Source organism: Enterococcus sp. DIV2371, from assembly GCF_050498525.1.
Taxonomy (GTDB): domain Bacteria; phylum Bacillota; class Bacilli; order Lactobacillales; family Enterococcaceae; genus Enterococcus_B; species Enterococcus_B mangumiae.
In genome coordinates, this window is record NZ_JBIPAJ010000001.1 from 1,505,332 (window position 1) to 1,522,216 (window position 16,885).

Genomic DNA, 16,885 nt, shown 5'->3' on the forward strand with positions numbered 1-16,885 from the left:
TTATTTGTTAGTGATATATTGGATTATAAGTGCATTGATCGTCGGTTTGGATCAATGGGTAAAATGGTTGATCGTCGAGAACTTTGCTTTAGGCGAAACAAAGTCCGTGATTCCTGGCATCTTATCGCTGAATCATATTCGTAATTTTGGCGCAGCATGGAGTTTGTTAGAAGGAAAAATGTGGTTCTTTACTGTCGTGACGATCGTTGCCGTTGTCGTGGTCTTGACGTTGATGATCAAAAACCGTAACAATGGGAGCCGTTGGTTCATGGTCGGTCTGACATTGATCCTAGCTGGCGCAATCGGCAACTTTATCGATCGTGTCCGCTTAGGGTATGTGGTCGACATGTTCCAAACTGATTTCATGAATTTCCCGATTTTCAACGTAGCCGATGTTTCATTGGTGATCGGCGTGATCTGCGTATTGATTTACATTATTTTAGATGAAAAGGAACAACGAAAAAAATGACACAATTAAAAGCAACTATCCAACAAGAAACAGGACGGATCGACAAAGTCCTCACGAATTTATTTGCTGATTACAGTCGTTCGCAAGTCCAACAATGGTTAAAAGACGGTGCGGTAGCTGTAAATGGTGAACCTGTCAAAGCAAATTATAAAGTAAAATCGGCTGATGAGATCGTCGTGGAAGTACCAGAGCCTGAAGAGCTTGAAATCTTGGCTGAAGATTTACCGATTGAGATCGTCTATGAAGATGATGATGTTGCTGTCGTCAATAAACCACAAGGAATGGTCGTTCATCCTTCGGCGGGGCATACGCACGGCACACTTGTCAACGCATTGATGTATCACATGAAAAGTCTGTCATCGATCAATGGAGTGATTAGACCCGGTATCGTTCATCGTATCGATAAAGATACTTCTGGCTTATTGATGATCGCTAAAAATGATCAAGCCCATGAATCTCTAGCACAACAATTAAAAGATAAAACTTCTCTTAGAAAATACGTTGCTTTAGTTCATGGTGTCATTCCTCACGAGAAAGGAACGATCAATGCACCGATCGGTCGTTCCAAAGTCGATCGAAAAATGCAAGCCATCCGTGAAGACGGAAAACCCGCTGTCACTCATTTTACTGTTTTAGAACGTTTTGAAAACTTTACGTTAGTGGAATTACAACTGGAAACTGGTCGTACGCATCAGATCCGTGTCCACATGAAGTACATCGGTTATCCATTAGCAGGAGACCCTGTCTATGGACCGAAGAAAACGTTGAAGGGAAATGGACAGTTCCTACATGCTAAGCTGTTAGGTTTTACACATCCTGTAACAAAAGAAAATCTAGTGTTTGAAGCCCCACTGCCAGAAGTTTTTGAAAAAACTTTAGAGAAGTTGAGAAAAGATGTTGCTTTTTAAAACACTTAACGGTATAGTTATAACCAATAAAAGAAAAACTTAATAGAAGTCCTTTAAGTTTAGTCCCGTGAGGCTAAGAAGGGTGTGAGTAAGAAGACCTGTGGTGCGCCATAGCGAGACTTACTCAATGACGTCGCATACTCAAAGCGATCAGTGTAGCAGTATACACTCAGTCTAAAACATTCCTCCTGTCCTCTTAGGGCAGGAGTTTTTTTGTGTAAAAAATTGGAGGGAAAAAGATGCAAGCTAAAGAAGTAGTGGATCAAGTAACGATGAAACGAGCTCTTACGCGTATCACCTATGAAATCATTGAAAGAAACCAAAGCATTGAGGAGATCGTTTTAGTCGGTATCAAAACGAGAGGGATCTATATTGCTGCTCGAATCGCCGAACGGTTGAAACAACTAGAAAACATTGAAGTACCTGTGGGAGAACTTGATATTACCTTGTACCGAGATGATAAAAAAGAAATCGCCCAAGAACCAGAATTACATTCGTCAGATATTCCGGTCAACCTAGAAGGAAAAGAAGTCATCTTGATCGACGACGTACTCTACACAGGACGCACGATCCGTGCGGCAATGGATGCGGTCATGGACTTTGGTCGTCCAAGAAAAATCTCATTAGCAGTACTCGTTGATCGAGGACACCGCGAATTACCGATCCGCGCAGATTATGTAGGGAAGAACATCCCAACTGCCAAAAAAGAAGAAATCTTAGTTGAGATGCAAGAATTAGATGGACAAGATCGCATCATGATCTTAAAAGAGGAAAAGTAGAGGGGTAAGGCAATATGTCAGAAGAAAAAAAGTTTCACAACGATAGCGTGGTATTAGATATCCATGATCGACCAACCATTGGACACTGGGTCGGATTGAGTTTACAGCATCTGTTCACGATGTTTGGCGCAACCGTATTAGTACCGATCTTAGTCGGGATCGACCCAGGGATCGCCTTGGTCAGCTCAGGGTTAGGTACACTGGTTTATCTGATCACGACAAAAGGAAAGATCCCAGCATATTTAGGAAGCAGCTTTGCATTTATCGCAGCGATGCAAATGCTGATGAAAACAGATGGCTTTCCAGCAATCGCACAAGGGGCGATGACAACCGCTCTGGTCTATCTGATCGTTGCTTGGATCATCAAAAAAATCGGTTCAGCTTGGTTGGACAAGATCTTACCGCCAATCGTCGTGGGACCAGTCATTATGGTGATCGGATTAGGTTTAGCCGCAAATGCAGCAAACAACGCGATGTTCAATCAAGACAACTATGATTTCAAATATCTGCTAGTTGCTCTGATCACTTTAGGATTGACGATTTTCTTCAACATGTTCCTACGTGGTTTCTTAGGATTATTACCGATCTTGTTAGGGATCGTTTCAGGTTACATCGTCGCTCTGCTCTTTGGGATCGTCGACACACAACCGATCATTGACGCACCGTGGTTCGCACTACCGAACTTTGAGATTCCATTTGTACAGTATCAACCAAAGCTTTATATCGGAGCAATCACTACCATGGCACCGATCGCTTTTGTCACGATGACCGAACATATCGGGCACTTGATGGTCTTGAACAAATTGACTAGACGGAATTTCTTCGAAGACCCAGGATTGCATCGCACATTGACAGGGGACGGGTTGGCGCAATTAGTTGCCGCTTTTGTCGGAGGACCTCCAGTGACAAGTTATGGTGAAAATATCGGTGTCTTGGCAATCACACGCGTACACAGTGTGTTCGTCATCGGAGGCGCAGCGGTCTTCGCAGTCGTTCTTGGCTTCGTTGGCAAACTAAGCGCTCTGATTTTAAGTATCCCTGGCCCTGTTATTTCAGGTATCAGTTTCATCTTGTTCGGTGTAATCGCCGCAAGCGGAATGAAAATCTTAGTCGAAAACAAAATCGATTTTGACAAAAAGAAAAATCTATTGATTGCTTCAGTTATCTTAGTCGTAGGTATCGGGGGATTAGTCCTTGAAGTAGGAACATTCACCTTATCTGCAATGGCACTCGCAACAGTCTTAGGAATTATTTTGAATCTTATCTTACCAGAAACTTCACGAAGCGAAGAAAATTAAGGAGGACATCGCATGATCATCAAATCAGAACGCATCAGTTTAAAACACTTATTAACGGTAGAAGCATTGACGGACCAAGAAGTAATGGGGTTGATTCGTCGTGGGCAAGAATTTAAGCAAGGAGCTAACTGGACACCGCAAAAACCTCAGTATTTTGCCACGAATCTGTTCTTTGAAAACAGCACGAGAACCCATAAAAGCTTTGACGTAGCAGAAAAGAAACTTGGGCTTGAAGTAATCGAGTTTGAAGCAAGTACAAGCTCGGTCACAAAAGGCGAAACATTATACGATACTGTTTTAACGATGTCTGCACTTGGTGTAGATGTAGCTGTGATCCGTCATGGAGACGAGAACTACTACGATGAACTGATCCAAAGTAAAACGATCCAATGCTCGATTATCAATGGTGGTGACGGCAGCGGACAACACCCAACACAGTGCTTACTTGATTTGATGACGATCTATGAAGAATTTGGACATTTCGACGGGTTGAAAATTGCGATCGTCGGCGACATCACACATTCTCGTGTCGCAAAATCAAACATGCAAATGTTGAAACGTCTTGGTGCCCAAGTTTTCTTCTCTGGACCAAGAGAATGGTATGACGACGAATTTGAAGTTTACGGTCACTATCTACCGCTAGATGAATTACTCGATCAAGTCGATGTCATGATGATGTTGCGTGTACAACATGAGCGTCATGATGGAAAAGAAAGTTTTTCAAAAGAAGGTTATCACCAAGAATACGGATTGACGGTAGAACGCGCGAAGAAAATGCAAAAGCATGCAATCATCATGCACCCAGCTCCAGTAAATCGCGATGTCGAACTGGCAGATTCATTAGTGGAAGGATTACAATCACGGATCGTACAACAAATGAGCAACGGTGTATTTGTACGAATGGCGATCTTAGAAGCTGTATTAAGTGGAAAAGCTTAAACATAAGAGGAGGAAGAAACATGAAAACACTCATTAAAAACGGTCAAATCAACACAAAAAGAAATGAAACAATCCCAGCAGAAATTTGGATCGAAGAAGGAAAGATCAAAGCAATCGGCACAGGTTTTCCTGAGACCGAATTTGATGAAGTGTTTGATGCACAAGGACAACTGATCACTCCTGGTTTAGTCGATGTACATGTCCATTTGAGAGAACCTGGATTTACTTATAAAGAAACGATCGAAGCAGGAACGAAAGCCGCAGCACGTGGTGGCTTTACTACTGTTTGTGCGATGCCAAATCTGGACCCAGTTCCAGATACTCCTGAAAAATTAAAAAATATCTACGACATCATCAAACGTGATGCAGTGGTGAAAGTCTTACAATATGCACCGATCACTGAAAATCTACGAAGTGAAGAATTAGTTGATCAAAAAGCCTTGATCAACGAGGGCGCATTTGCATTCACCAATGATGGTGTGGGTGTCCAAACAGCTGGCACGATGTACTTAGCAATGAAAGAAGCAGCAAAAAACAAGAAAGCGCTCGTTGCTCATACGGAAGACGAGTCATTATTATTTGGCGGTGTGATGCATGCGGGAGAAAAAGCGGAAGAGTTAGGACTACCAGGTATTTTGAGTGTGACTGAATCTTCACAGATTGCGCGTGACCTTCTGTTAGCAGAAGCGACAGGTGTTCATTATCATGTCTGCCATGTATCAACAAAAGAAAGTGTGCGAGTGATCCGTGACGCTAAGAAAGCTGGTATCCACGTTACCGCAGAAGTTTCTCCTCATCATCTGATCTTGATCGATGAAGATATTCCAGAAGATTTTGGCTTCTGGAAAATGAATCCGCCGTTGAGAGGAAAAGCCGATCGTGAAGCACTGATCGAAGGATTGCTTGATGGCACGATCGATTGTATCGCAACTGATCATGCACCGCATGGCTTAGAAGAGAAAAGTCAAAGTTTCTTACAATCACCATTTGGGATCGTTGGAAGTGAAACAGCTTTCCAATTAGTGTATACCCATTTTGTTGAAACAGGAAAATTCACGCTAGAGCAAGTCATCGATTGGATGGCAGTCAAACCAGCTGAAATTTTCGGGTTAGAAGTGGGCACGTTAACGATCGGTGCGCCAGCAGACTTGGCAGTGTATGACATCGCGCATACAGCAGTGATCGACAAAGAAGATTTCCTATCAAAAGGCGAAAACACACCTTTTGTTGGTTGGGAGATCAAAGGAGAAACATTAATGACATTTGTCGACGGGAAACTTGTTTGGCATAAGGGGGAATAACTGGATGGAACGGTTGCTGATTTTAGAAGATGGCACAGTATTTAAAGGAAAATCATTTGGCGCGACAGGCAATGTGTTTGGAGAAATCGTCTTTACTACAAGTATGACAGGGTATCAAGAAACGATCACAGACCAAAGTTTTAACGGTCAAATCATCACATTTACTTATCCGATGGTAGGAAACTACGGCGTCAATCGTGATGATTACGAATCAATTGCACCAACGTGTAAAGGGGTAGTCGTCAAAGAACATGCACGTGTGGCATCTAACTGGCGCAATCAAATGACATTAGACGAATTCTTGAAACAAAAGGGAATCCCTGGTATCTCAGGTATCGATACACGGGCATTGACACGTAAGATCCGTGAAGTCGGTACAATGAAAGCAAGTATCGTGGATGCAGGTGATTCATTTGAACATGCTTACGACCAACTAAAAGCAACCGTCTTGGCAACAAACCAAGTACAACAAGTTTCAACAAACAAACCATACCCTAGTCCAGGAACAGGCAGAAATGTAGCAGTCATTGATTTCGGGTTGAAGCACAGTATTTTACGTGAATTGAGTAAGCGTGACTGTAACTTGACCGTGTTACCATATAATACGGATGCGGAAACGATCCTTTCATTATCGCCAGACGGTGTCATGTTGACGAACGGCCCTGGTGATCCGAAAGATGTACCAGAAGCCATTGAAATGATCCGACAAATCCAAGGAAAGATTCCGATTTTTGGCATCTGTTTAGGCCATCAACTGTTTGCCCTAGCAAATGGCGCTGACACTTACAAGATGAAATTTGGACACCGCGGGTTGAACCATCCTGTTCGTGAGGTAGCTACTGGAAGAATCGATTTCACCTCCCAAAATCATGGCTATGCGGTCGATGAACAAACGATCGATCCAGAACACTTACTAGTCACACATGTGGAAGTCAATGATGGCACTGTTGAAGGGGTTAGACATCGTCGCTATCCAGCGTTCAGTGTCCAATTCCATCCGGATGCTGCTCCTGGGCCGCATGATGCGCTACATTTGTTCGATGAATTTATGGAAATGATGGATGCTGGAAAGGAGCAATTCTAATGCCAAAACGCACAGATATCAACAAAATCATGGTGATCGGCTCTGGTCCGATCATCATTGGTCAAGCTGCAGAGTTTGACTACGCAGGCACACAGGCTTGTCTTGCTTTAAAGGAAGAAGGCTATGAGGTCGTTTTAGTCAATTCTAATCCAGCAACGATCATGACCGATAAAGAAATTGCTGATCAAGTATACCTTGAGCCGATCACATTAGAATTTGTTTCACGCATTCTACGAAAAGAACGTCCGGATGCGATCTTACCAACTTTAGGTGGGCAAACAGGTCTGAATATGGCGATGGAATTAGCTGAGTCAGGAATCTTAGACGAATTAGGGATCGAATTATTAGGGACGAAATTAAGTGCGATCGACCAAGCAGAAGATCGCGACTTGTTCAAAAAGTTGATGGAAGAGTTGGATCAACCGATCCCCGAATCAGAAATCGTGACGACGGTGGAAGAAGCAGTGACTTTTGCCAACAAAATCGGTTATCCAATCATCGTACGACCAGCCTTCACATTAGGCGGTACTGGCGGTGGGATGTGTGATAACGAAGCAGAGTTGCGTCAAATCGCGGAAAATGGCTTGAGTTTATCCCCAGTGACACAATGTTTGATCGAGCGCAGTATTGCAGGTTTCAAAGAAATCGAATACGAAGTGATGCGTGACTCGGCAGACAATGCAATTGTTGTTTGTAACATGGAAAACTTCGATCCAGTTGGTATCCATACAGGAGATTCGATCGTTTTTGCTCCAAGTCAAACCTTAGCAGACCATGAATACCAGATGTTAAGAGATGCGTCACTGTCGATCATTCGCGCATTGAAAATCGAAGGTGGTTGTAACGTTCAATTAGCACTTGATCCTCATAGCTTCAACTACTATGTCATCGAAGTGAATCCTCGTGTTTCACGCTCCTCTGCCTTAGCAAGTAAAGCGACCGGTTATCCAATTGCGAAACTAGCCGCTAAAATCGCATTAGGTTTGACATTGGATGAAATGAAAAATCCAGTCACAGGAACAACTTACGCTGAATTTGAACCAGCATTGGACTATGTGGTAGCAAAAATCCCACGCTGGCCGTTTGATAAATTTGAAAACGGGGAACGTGTTTTAGGCACACAGATGAAGGCGACAGGAGAAGTCATGGCGATCGGTCGTAACATCGAAGAATCTTTACTTAAAGCAGTCCGCTCATTAGAAATCGGTGCGCACCACCTTGAATTGCCTGAATTGAAAGAAGTCAGTGAAGAACTTTTAATGGAGAAAATCGTTCGTGCGCAAGATGATCGGTTATTCTACTTAGCCGAAGCAATCCGTCGCGGCTACCCAATCCAAGAATTAGCAGACTTGACGAAAATCGATTTGTTCTTCTTAGACAAATTATTGCATATCATTGAGCTTGAAAAGGAGCTTTCCGAAAATCCAAATCAATTGGACCTACTTCATTTTGTGAAACAAAATGGGTTTACTGATCGAAAAATCGCTGAAATGTGGAAAACGACACCTGATGCGATTCGCCAACTTCGTACAGAAAACAGTATCCAACCAGTATACAAAATGGTCGATACTTGTGCAGCAGAATTTGAATCGCATACGCCTTATTTCTATAGCACATATGAAATCGAAAACGAAAGTCATCGTTCAGAAAAACCATCTGTGTTAGTCCTAGGCTCTGGCCCGATCCGCATCGGACAAGGGGTCGAATTTGACTATGCGACTGTCCACTCCGTCAAAGCGATCCAACAAGCAGGCTATGAAGCAATCATTATGAATAGTAATCCTGAAACCGTTTCGACAGATTTCTCGATTTCTGATAAACTTTACTTTGAGCCGTTAACTTTTGAAGATGTCATGAATGTCATCGAATTAGAGCAGCCGATCGGTGTCATTGTCCAATTTGGTGGACAAACGGCCATCAATCTCGCTGAACCTTTAGCAAAAGCAGGCGTAAAAATCTTAGGAACAACGATCGAAGACCTTGATCGTGCAGAAAACCGTGACTTATTCGAACAAGCTTTACAAGAATTAGGCGTTCCTCAACCACTAGGGGATACCGCAACAAGCAAAGAAGAAGCAGTTGCTGTCGCAAATAAAATCGGTTATCCAGTGTTAGTCCGTCCAAGCTATGTTTTAGGCGGACGTGCGATGGAGATCGTCGAAAACCAACGTGACTTAGAAGACTATATGGAGAATGCGGTGAAAGCTTCACCAGAACATCCAGTGTTAGTCGATCGCTATTTGATCGGTAGTGAGTGCGAAGTCGATGCGATCTGTGATGGGGAAACAGTCTTGATCCCAGGAATCATGGAACACATCGAACGTGCGGGTGTCCATTCAGGAGACTCGATGGCAGTTTATCCGCCGCAAGCTCTTTCTGACGAAATCAAGCAAACGATCGAAGATTATACGATTCGTTTAGCACGTGGCTTGAATTGTGTCGGGATGATGAACATCCAATTCGTGATCCATGAAAATCAAGTATACGTGATCGAAGTGAATCCGCGCGCAAGTCGTACGGTTCCTTTCTTGAGCAAAGTCACGAATATCCCAATGGCGCAGATCGCAACGAAGGCGATCTTAGGCGAAAAATTAAAAGATTTAGGCTATGAAGATGGCTTATATCCAGAAACAGCAAACGTCCATGTCAAAGCACCGGTCTTTTCATTTACTAAGCTGCACAAAGTTGACACATATCTTGGACCTGAAATGAAATCAACAGGAGAAGTCATGGGTTCAGATCAAAACCTAGACAAAGCGTTGTACAAAGCGTTTGAAGCTTCTGGCTTACGTTTGCCTGATTATGGCGCTGTCTTGTTCACGATCGCCGATGAAACTAAAGAAGAAGCATTAGGCTTAGCGAAACGCTTTGCAGAAATCGGCTATAGCTTGCTAGCAACAAAAAATACCGCGGCATTCTTTGAGAAACATGGTCTTGTAGTAACGCCAGTCGCTAAGATCTCCGAAGAAGCAACAGAGAAAAACGTGGTTGACCTGATCCGAGAAGGCAAAGCACAAGTGGTCGTCAATACGATCGATAAAGACCGAGGAAATGCTTCAAAAGACGGCTTTATCATTCGACGCGAAGCAGTTGAGCATGGCACGCCATTGTTCACTTCACTTGATACGGCGGATGCAATCGTTCGTGTGATGGAATCACGCGCCTTTTCAACACAAGCAATCTAAATACAAGAGGAGGGCAATTTGCCCTCCAATAAATAAATGAAAAAAGATTTTTTTCTAGTTAGTCCCTGTGGTGGCTTGGAACTGATGTTTGATGACACGACCCACAAAAAGAAGTAGTTAGCAGTATAACGAAATAGCGGAAAGTCCCAAAAATAGGAGTGTAGAGATGAAGCAAGAAGTAATGAAAATCGTTCAACAGCGGCAACTAGCACCACGAATCTATGAAATGACACTAACAGGTGAGTTGGTCAAAGAAATGAAACAACCTGGACAATTCCTTCATATTCGGGTACCCCGAGCAGATTTGTTGTTGCGCCGACCAATCAGTATCAACCAGATCGATCAATCACAACAAACTTGTCGTATCATCTACCGTGTTGAAGGTGACGGAACAAAGCATTTCACAGCGTTGACTGCTGGCGATTCTTTAGATGTCTTGGGGCCATTAGGAAATGGCTTCGATCTTTCTGGATTGAAGGAAGAAGATGAAGTGTTCATCGTTGGTGGAGGGATCGGTGTTCCGCCCCTCTACGAATTATCGAAGCAATTGAAACAACTAGGCGTCAAAACGATTCACTTCTTAGGATTTGCCTCACAAGAAGTGATGTATTACGAAGAGGAATTCCTAGAGTTGGGCGATACGAGGATCGCAACCGATGATGGCACCTATGGGATCCATGGCAATGTTGGGAATCTTTTACTTGCGACAAAAGAAAAGCCGACAGCCGTTTTTGCGTGCGGTTCAAACGGGTTACTAAAGACAGTGGAACAGCTTTTTGCAGGTCATCCGAATGTCCAATTGTCATTAGAGTCTCGCATGGCATGTGGCGTTGGCGCATGTTACGCTTGTGTCTGCCATGTCCCAGGTGATGAAACAGGAACGAAAAGCTTGAAAGTCTGTGATGAAGGACCGATTTTCCAAGCAGGAGAGGTGATTTTATGAGTAATCGTTTAGCCGTCAATCTTCCGGGATTGAACTTAAAGAATCCAATCATGCCAGCAAGTGGCTGCTTCGGCTTTGGAAAAGAATACGGAAAATATTATGATCTGAATCAGCTAGGTGCGATCATGATCAAGGCGACAACCCCTAAAGCCCGCTTTGGAAATCCTACACCACGTGTAGCCGAAACGCCTTCTGGCATGCTTAATGCGATCGGGTTACAAAATCCTGGGATGGAAGTAGTCTTAGACAAAACGTTACCTGAATTAGCTGTGTACAAAGATTTGCCGATCATTGCGAATGTGGCAGGTGCTTGCGAAGAAGATTATGTCGAAGTCTGTGGCAAAATCGGAGATGCTCCGAATGTCCACGCCATCGAATTAAATATCTCATGTCCGAATGTCAAACACGGAGGGATTGCTTTTGGTACCGATCCAGACGTTGCTTTCCAGTTGACCCAATCGGTGAAAAAGGTAGCGAACGTACCTGTCTATGTCAAGTTGTCACCGAATGTCACGGATATCATTCCAGTGGCGCAAGCCATCGAGGCAGGCGGTGCGGATGGTTTCACGATGATCAATACCTTATTAGGAATGCGTATTGATCTGAAAACAAGAAAACCGATCCTTGCCAATCAAACAGGCGGTCTTTCAGGACCGGCAATCAAACCAGTAGCGATCCGCTTGATCCACCAAGTTGCGGGTGTCTCCAATCTACCGATCATCGGGATGGGCGGAGTGCAAACCGTGGATGATGTACTAGAAATGTATATGGCAGGTGCTAGCGCAGTCGCTGTCGGAACGGCGAACTTTACGGATCCTTACATTTGTCCGAAACTGATCGCTGAGTTACCCGAACGAATGAATGAATTAGGCATCGAGTCTTTAGAGCAACTGATCAAAGAAGTGAGAGAAGGTAGAAATCAATGAATCAACGACCAATTATTGCTTTAGATTTTTCATCATGGGAAGAAGTAGAAACATTTATGCAACGTTTCCCAGAAGACGAAAAGTTATTTGTTAAGATCGGCATGGAACTCTTTTACCAAGAAGGACCAATCATTGTCCGCTGGCTAAAAGATGCCGGTCACGATGTTTTCTTAGATTTGAAATTGCATGACATTCCGAATACTGTCGAAAAAGCCATGGGCGGTTTGGCAAAATTAGGTGTAGATATTACCTGTGTGCATGCGGCTGGCGGAATCCGTATGATGGAAGCAGCCATGCGTGGATTGACTGATGGCACACCAGAAGGAAAGAAACGTCCTTTACTCTTAGCAATCACTCAGCTGACTTCAACGAGCGAAGAAGAAATGCATCATGACCAACTGATCGAAGTACCATTGGAGCAAAGTGTGATCCACTATGCCGCTTGTGCCAAAGCAGCAGGGTTAGACGGTGTCGTTTCTTCTGCTTTAGAAGTCTCATCGATCAAAGAAAAAGCGGGGGAAGAATTTGTTTGTTTGACACCTGGTATTCGTCCAGAGGGAACAGTCGCAGGCGACCAAACAAGGATCGTGACACCAGCGTGGGCAAAAGAAATCGGTTCGACCTTCATCGTTGTTGGACGACCAATCACACAAGCAGAAGATCCTTACCAAGCGTACCAAACAATCAAAGCAGAATGGAGTCGTTAATCTATGAACATTGAACAAACTATTGCTAAAGACTTGCTAGAAATCGAAGCTGTTTTCTTAAGTCCAAGCCAACCTTTCACTTGGGCAAGTGGAATCAAAAGCCCGATCTATTGCGATAACCGTATTACGATGAGCTATCCCAAAGTCAGAAAAGAAATCGCTCAAGGATTAGCTGAAAAAATCAAACAAGAATTCCCAGATGTTGAAGTGATCGCCGGTACAGCAACTGCTGGTATTCCTCATGCCGCTTGGGTAGCAGAAATCCTAGACTTACCGATGGTGTATATTCGCAGTAAAGCGAAAGCACACGGTAAAGGGAATCAAATCGAAGGGCGTATCTTTGAAGGTCAAAAAATGGTCGTCATCGAAGATTTGATCTCAACAGGCGGAAGTGTGTTAGAAGCGGCTGAAGCAGCTAAAAGAGAAGGTGCGGACGTTTTAGGTGTTGCAGCAATCTTTACGTATGAGTTGCCAAAAGGAATAGCGAACTTTGAACAAGCGGGTCTACCATTGATCACCTTGACGAATTATTCTGTATTGATCGAATTTGCATTAGAAAATAAAACAATCAACGAAGAAGAGCTTGCTTTGTTGAAAGAATGGAAAAAAGATCCTGAGAACTGGGCAACAGCTTAGAGATCAGATTAAAAAGGGCGGAAAAACAGATGTTGTTTCAGCCCTTTTTCTATTTAAGATATAGTGAAAACCTGATGATACATAGCGACAACTATTCTTTTGCACATGAAAAATTGTTAAGATAATAAGCTGAAAATTTGCGAATTCCAGTTATTTAATGATAAGATTATCGGAAAAGTCATCTCAAAGAGGAGGATTCTTTATGGGATTGAATGAATTTATTTTAGGGTTAAATAACTTGGAAAGAATCACCAGAGCTCCGGGATTTTTCAAACACACGGAACATACCGTCGCCGCGCACTCTTATCGTGTAGCTTCGATTGCACAAGTATTGGGTGACATTGAAGAACTCCACGGACAAACGATCGACTGGAAGCTCTTATATGAAAAAGCCTTGAACCATGATTATACCGAACGTTTTATCGGTGACATCAAAACACCAGTGAAATATGCAAGTAAAGAGTTGAGAGGGATGCTGCAGACCGTCGAAGAAAAGATGACGGATGAGTTTATCAATCAAGAAATCCCTGAAGCTTTACAAGACGTTTATCGCCGGCGTTTGTTCGAAGGCAAAGACGATACAGTCGAAGGTGAATTACTCGCTGTTTCAGATAAAATCGATCTTTTGTATGAATCATTTGATGAGATCAGTAAAAATAATCCGGAGAAAGTCTATAAAGAAATGTTTATTGAGGCGGTCACAACGATCAAAGGTTTTGACCATCGTCCATCCGTTCAATATTTTTTCAAAGAGATTTTTCCAGAATTACTCAATCAAGAATTCTATGGAAAAGAAGATTTCTTAGCAGCTGTTTCAAGCATTGTCAAAAAAGAAAAAGAATAGTCGAGGTGCCGTGTAGGTAACTGATTCAGGAGGAATTTTAGTTGAAGAAGAATATGGATGTTGAATGGGGTTATTCTGGTGAAAGAGGACCGGAACATTGGGCAGGATTATGTGATTGGTTTGCAAAAGGAGCCGAGTTTGAATTACAATCGCCCATTCCTCTGACAACATGTGAAGAGAGCAGTAATACGAAAGAGACGCTTTCTTTTCACTATCAGAAACAACGATTCACGGATAAGGAGTTCAAGAATACGATCCATCTTGTGCCATATGATCAAATCAGTTATGTCCTTTTCAATGAAGAAACATACTATTTGACCGACATCCATTTTCATATGCCATCAGAACATATCATCAATGGAAAACAAGAAGATATCGAATTTCATTTTGTACACACCAATGAACGACAAGAAAACTTAGTCGTTGGTGTCATGTATCATTTAACAAAAGAAGAAGGCTGGTTATACGACCGCCAGAATGGTGATGAGTGGGATCTTGATGCACATGAGCATTGGACAGATGCATCTGTCTTTTTCCCTGAACAAAAGAGTCATTATCACTATGTTGGTTCCTTAACAACACCACCAACAAGTGGTCCGATCCAATGGTTCGTCATGGACCAAGTTGGTCGATTGAATCGAGATTTCTTGATTCCGTTCAAAGGACAATACGCACAACCCAATAATCGTCCGTTACAACCAGTGAAGAATCGAAAAATTTATTATTACAAGGGGACGAAATGAATATCCAACAATTGAAATATGTCACTGCAGTAGCGAATAACGGAAGCTTTCGAGAAGCGGCGAAAAAGTTATTTGTTTCTCAGCCGAGCCTTTCTGCAGCGATCAAAGAATTGGAAAATGAGTTGAGTATCAATTTATTTACCCGCACGAATCGAGGAGCCTATCTAACAGAAGAAGGACAGATTTTTTTAAAGCGTGCGGAACGGATCTTAGTTCAATTAGATTCATTGGAGAATTATTATCAAAAAAGTGAAAAACGAGAGAGCTTTTCGATTGCTTCCCAGCATTATGATTTCTTAGGTCCGCTAACTGCACAACTGATCGAGACGTTCAAAGCAGAAGTCAAACAATTTCGTATCATGGAAACGACGACTGCAAACGTGATCGAAGAGGTGCAACAACAACAAAGCGAATTAGGGATTTTATATATGAATGACCATAATCGCACAGGGATCAAGCGCTACTTAGAACAAGGAGAGTTGATCGCTCAATCTCTAGGGACATTTAAAACACATATTTTTCTAAGACAGCGGCATCCACTTGCGCAACAAGAAGAAATAAATATTGAAGAACTCGCTGCTTTTCCGCAAGTTCGTTTTACTCAGGATGGCAATAATTTTCCTTATTTTTATGAAGACTTGATTGAGATCCCTGAACAAGAATCAGTGATTTATACAAGTGATCGAGGCACATTGATGAATATTGTGTTAGAGACAGACGCCTATGCCTCAGGATCGGGTATCGTAATTGGTGAAATCAAAGAATATTTACGATTGATCCCATTGGCGGATAGTCCTCTGAATGAGCTTTACGTGATTTATTCCGCAAAACAGCCGTTAAGTGAGATCGGCAAGAAGTTTATCGCAAGTATCCAACGAGTGATGGAGCAGAGGAAGTAATATCCAATAGAAATGAACAAAAGGTAAGCTTGAATGCCAAATAATTGGTTTTCAGGCTTATTTTTACGCAGATCAATATGCAGATAAAAAATTGTTGCAGTAATGTACACAATGAGATGATTCAAAGAAAATGTTTCATACTAAAAGTAGCCAATCGTTTGAGGAACATATTCGCTCAACGATTGGAAAAAAAGGGGGTAAGAAAATGAAAAAAGTAACAAAGGTGATGTTGGGTGTCGTCGGAGCGGCGAGTTTAGGCTTATTTACAGGAGAACCGATGGTAGAAGCCGGTGAGTCGCTTCCGCCAATCGGAGAAGGATATCTAAAATCGGTCAACCAAAGCACGATCGATCGGATGAGTACCATTTCGTACGCTTTATCCTATCAAATGTATCAATGGGGAGATATTGGTGTGAATGAAAGACTTACTGGGGATGAATACAATCCAAGAAATGTTTCTAGTCAAGCATATTCGGTAGGTGTCAATAATGATATGGGCACTAGACAGCGTTCAAGAACTGTCAACACAAGTGTTTTCCATAATAGTACGAACCAAGATCAAACGTTTACGACACCTTCATATTCGGAAACGTATATCGACTCAACAACAACTTCGACTACACAGTCCGCTGGAGTAGCAACATCCACTAGCGCAGAGATCCGTGTACCCATGTTTGGTTCTGCAACGATGGGTGTCGAACTGAATTACAACTTTAGTTCAACCACTTCACAGACGCGAGAAGTACAAAAAAATTGGACGGTTCCCGGTCAAGCAATCAATGTAAGGCCTGGTCATACTGTTGAAGTCAATTGGGTATTCTATACCGGAGAAGCAACAGGGACGGTCAATTTAGAGCAACAGATCCGAGCAGATATCCCATATAAAAAAGATGCTGCTGGACGTATCCATACATATGGCGTAGGGACGGTCGTCGGTGATCGCCAAGTACTCTCGGATAGCTATTGGAACCGTTACATCTCTGAAAGCCGTAATAACTGGAGACGAGTTGACGCCAATGTAACTGGTCGTAGAATGGGCGGAGGCACTTATCGTGTCGATTATGGTTCAGGGTTTGTTTTAGAAGCCTTCGACCGCACAACAGGAACAAAAGAAATCATTGCGACAGGCTATCAATTTTAATTCAAGCCATTTTTATCATCAAAAAATAAACCGATCGCCAAGAAGTAATCACTTCTTGGCGATCGGCTTTTTAACGAAAGGAA

The 16,885-nt window shown here is 42.7% G+C and carries 16 protein-coding genes; all 16 read left to right on the forward strand.

All coding sequences use genetic code 11. The features are described 5' to 3' along the window. Positions 1–4 precede the first annotated feature (4 nt). The 16 genes from lspA (at position 5) to IGL24_RS07095 (ending at position 16,802) form a co-directional block, all read left to right on the forward strand. Positions 5–469 (forward strand): signal peptidase II, encoded by a 465-nt coding sequence (lspA, locus tag IGL24_RS07020; RefSeq protein WP_207699649.1) that lies wholly within the window; start codon positions 5–7, stop codon positions 467–469. Further along, positions 466–1,377: an RluA family pseudouridine synthase gene (locus tag IGL24_RS07025; protein WP_206857344.1), complete on the forward strand. Its 912-nt coding sequence runs from the start codon at positions 466–468 to the stop codon at positions 1,375–1,377. The genes lspA and IGL24_RS07025 overlap by 4 nt, the downstream gene beginning before the upstream one ends. 239 nt (positions 1,378–1,616) lie before the next feature. Then, a complete protein-coding gene (gene pyrR / locus IGL24_RS07030; protein ID WP_206857343.1) occupies positions 1,617–2,156 on the forward strand; it encodes a bifunctional pyr operon transcriptional regulator/uracil phosphoribosyltransferase PyrR in 540 nt (179 codons plus the stop codon). 14 nt (positions 2,157–2,170) lie between these two features. Next, the gene (locus IGL24_RS07035) at positions 2,171–3,454 is read left to right on the forward strand and encodes a solute carrier family 23 protein (protein ID WP_206857342.1); all 1,284 of its coding nucleotides are present in this window, start codon (positions 2,171–2,173) and stop codon (positions 3,452–3,454) included. A gap of 12 nt (positions 3,455–3,466) precedes the next feature. Further along, complete coding sequence (locus IGL24_RS07040; RefSeq protein WP_206857341.1) at positions 3,467–4,393, forward strand: aspartate carbamoyltransferase catalytic subunit; 927 nt, start codon at positions 3,467–3,469, stop codon at positions 4,391–4,393. A gap of 20 nt (positions 4,394–4,413) precedes the next feature. Then, positions 4,414–5,694 carry a dihydroorotase gene (locus IGL24_RS07045; RefSeq protein ID WP_207699650.1) on the forward strand — a complete coding sequence of 427 codons (1,281 nt, stop codon included), beginning with the start codon at positions 4,414–4,416 and terminating at the stop codon, positions 5,692–5,694. 4 nt (positions 5,695–5,698) lie between these two features. Next, complete coding sequence (locus IGL24_RS07050) at positions 5,699–6,778, forward strand: carbamoyl phosphate synthase small subunit (protein WP_206857337.1); 1,080 nt, start codon at positions 5,699–5,701, stop codon at positions 6,776–6,778. Beyond that, positions 6,778–9,963 (forward strand): carbamoyl-phosphate synthase large subunit, encoded by a 3,186-nt coding sequence (gene carB, locus IGL24_RS07055; RefSeq protein ID WP_207115469.1) that lies wholly within the window; start codon positions 6,778–6,780, stop codon positions 9,961–9,963. The genes IGL24_RS07050 and carB overlap by 1 nt, the downstream gene beginning before the upstream one ends. A 166-nt stretch (positions 9,964–10,129) precedes the next feature. Further along, entirely contained in the window at positions 10,130–10,906 is a 777-nt protein-coding gene (locus IGL24_RS07060; RefSeq protein WP_207115470.1) for a dihydroorotate dehydrogenase electron transfer subunit, read from the forward strand. Further along, on the forward strand, positions 10,903–11,832 hold the full coding sequence (locus tag IGL24_RS07065) for a dihydroorotate dehydrogenase (protein ID WP_206857327.1): 930 nt from the start codon (positions 10,903–10,905) through the stop codon (positions 11,830–11,832). Before IGL24_RS07060 ends, IGL24_RS07065 begins: the two co-directional genes overlap by 4 nt. Next, positions 11,829–12,539 (forward strand): orotidine-5'-phosphate decarboxylase, encoded by a 711-nt coding sequence (pyrF, locus tag IGL24_RS07070; protein ID WP_207699651.1) that lies wholly within the window; start codon positions 11,829–11,831, stop codon positions 12,537–12,539. Before IGL24_RS07065 ends, pyrF begins: the two co-directional genes overlap by 4 nt. Positions 12,540–12,542: 3 nt before the next feature. Next, positions 12,543–13,175, forward strand: a complete 633-nt coding sequence (gene pyrE / locus IGL24_RS07075) for an orotate phosphoribosyltransferase (RefSeq protein WP_207699652.1) — start codon at positions 12,543–12,545, stop codon at positions 13,173–13,175. A gap of 202 nt (positions 13,176–13,377) precedes the next feature. Then, positions 13,378–14,019 carry a YfbR-like 5'-deoxynucleotidase gene (locus IGL24_RS07080; RefSeq protein WP_206857321.1) on the forward strand — a complete coding sequence of 214 codons (642 nt, stop codon included), beginning with the start codon at positions 13,378–13,380 and terminating at the stop codon, positions 14,017–14,019. A gap of 41 nt (positions 14,020–14,060) precedes the next feature. Beyond that, complete coding sequence (locus IGL24_RS07085) at positions 14,061–14,762, forward strand: carbonic anhydrase family protein (RefSeq protein ID WP_206857320.1); 702 nt, start codon at positions 14,061–14,063, stop codon at positions 14,760–14,762. Beyond that, positions 14,759–15,661 (forward strand): LysR family transcriptional regulator, encoded by a 903-nt coding sequence (locus tag IGL24_RS07090; RefSeq protein ID WP_207115473.1) that lies wholly within the window; start codon positions 14,759–14,761, stop codon positions 15,659–15,661. The genes IGL24_RS07085 and IGL24_RS07090 overlap by 4 nt, the downstream gene beginning before the upstream one ends. Before the next feature lie 205 nt (positions 15,662–15,866). Further along, the gene (locus IGL24_RS07095) at positions 15,867–16,802 is read left to right on the forward strand and encodes an ETX/MTX2 family pore-forming toxin (RefSeq protein WP_206857318.1); all 936 of its coding nucleotides are present in this window, start codon (positions 15,867–15,869) and stop codon (positions 16,800–16,802) included. Positions 16,803–16,885: the final 83 nt, after the last annotated feature.